The organism is Noviherbaspirillum sp. (genome assembly GCF_035944575.1).
GTDB lineage: Bacteria > Pseudomonadota > Gammaproteobacteria > Burkholderiales > Burkholderiaceae_D > Noviherbaspirillum.
In genome coordinates this window covers 1-1,531 of sequence record NZ_DASZBA010000176.1, presented here as the reverse complement: position 1 = coordinate 1,531, position 1,531 = coordinate 1, and the positions used below count along the sequence as shown (strand labels likewise).

The 1,531-nt window shown below is 59.9% G+C and carries 2 protein-coding genes; both read right to left on the bottom strand.

From position 1 onward, the window contains the following. A partial coding sequence (locus VGU61_RS13010; RefSeq protein ID WP_326859562.1) for a twin-arginine translocation signal domain-containing protein occupies nt 1–220 on the bottom strand: 220 nt, incomplete at its 3' end. Further along, a partial coding sequence (locus VGU61_RS13005; RefSeq protein ID WP_326859561.1) for an MFS transporter occupies nt 217–1,531 on the bottom strand: 1,315 nt, incomplete at its 5' end. The genes VGU61_RS13005 and VGU61_RS13010, both read right to left, overlap by 4 nt.

The window sequence follows — 1,531 nt, the reverse complement described above, 5'->3', positions numbered from 1 at the left end:
TCTTGCGGATGTCGCGATCGACGTCCCGGATGATGAGTTCGACCGGCAGGCGGCGTGAGGACAGATATTCGCGAAAACCCTTTTCGACCTCCGTCTCGCCGCGGTAGAGGATCATGTAGATCTTGTAGGGCGTGGTCTGCGCAAGGAGCACGGACGGCATGGCCAGGGCAGTCACGCCTGCTGCACCAGCGGTCAGGAAACGGCGGCGATTGAGCCTCATGCTGCAACCCTTCCCGGAACGGCGTTCAGTTCACCTTCCCCATCGGCCTGATTATCGACGAAGAAAAAAATCAGCGAAAAGAGAACGGACGAAATCACGCCGAAAATGCCGAGGGCGGCCATGGCCGATACGGTGCCGAAGGAGGCGACGATGGCGCCGGTAATGGCCGGGCCGGCTGCAGCGCCAAGACGTTCTACAAGGCGAAACACACCCAGGATGGCCGTCGTGCCGGCCGTCTCCGCTTCGCGCTTGGTCACCCTTGCCACCAGCACGAGTTGCGCGGAGATACTCATCGACTGGCCGAGGCCAAGCGCTGCAATGCCGAGCAACACGCAGTTTGGATTGGCGCCGAGCAGGATGGGCAGCAAGCCGCCACCGGTCAGCAATCCACCCAGGCTGACCATGCCGACGTAGGCGTTATATCGATCGGCAATGCGGGCGAATACTGGTGCCAGCACCAGAGCCACTACGCCATATATCATTGCGTAGCGTCCGATTTCGGATTTCGAGCTTCCAAGTTCGGTCAGCAGCACTGGCACCAGGTAGATCAGAAAGCCGGAATAAATCAGCTTTGCCGGTATGCCGGATAACACTGCCAGCGCGCCGAATCGATAATTCTTCGCCAGCCTTCTGAGCGGCTTTTGAACTTGCTGCCGGCTTGCCGCGGGCGGCCGCCTGCGGCGGTTGTCAAGGATGCCGGTTGCCAATGCGGCGGCGAGAGCCGCGATCAGCGCACCGAATATGAACACCAGGCGGTAGCCGATTCGGTCAGCGAGAATGCCGCCGACCGCTGGCGCACAAATCTCCGCTACCATGATCGCGCCGACGAACATGGCAATGCCCTGGCCACGATTGCTGTTTTCAGTGTTGTCGATGATGTAGCCCTGACAGGCCATAAACATTACCGCATAGCCGACTCCGGTCATTGCCCGCGCGCCCACCAGTACAAAGAAATCCGGAACAAGACCAGTGAGAAGCAGGCCGACCGTGACGATCATTGCGCCTGTCATGTAGCTGTGACGACGGCCGACGAGGTCGGACCATCTTCCGGCGAACGGCATGCTGAGCGCCACACCGAGCAGATAAGCGGTGATGGGAAGACTAGACAGAAAATCGGGAGGCAAGCCGATCCCGTGGTTCGGCAGGGTGCCTGCATAGAGCGGCAGGAAAGGACGCGAGAGCATCTCGGCAAACATGAACAGGAAGGTCAGGATGCGGACCGCGACCACCTTTTTCTGCAGCAGTTCGCGCGGCGTATCGCCTTCGACGAATACATACCGGCTTTTCATCCGTCCAAGGATCGCCTTGCAG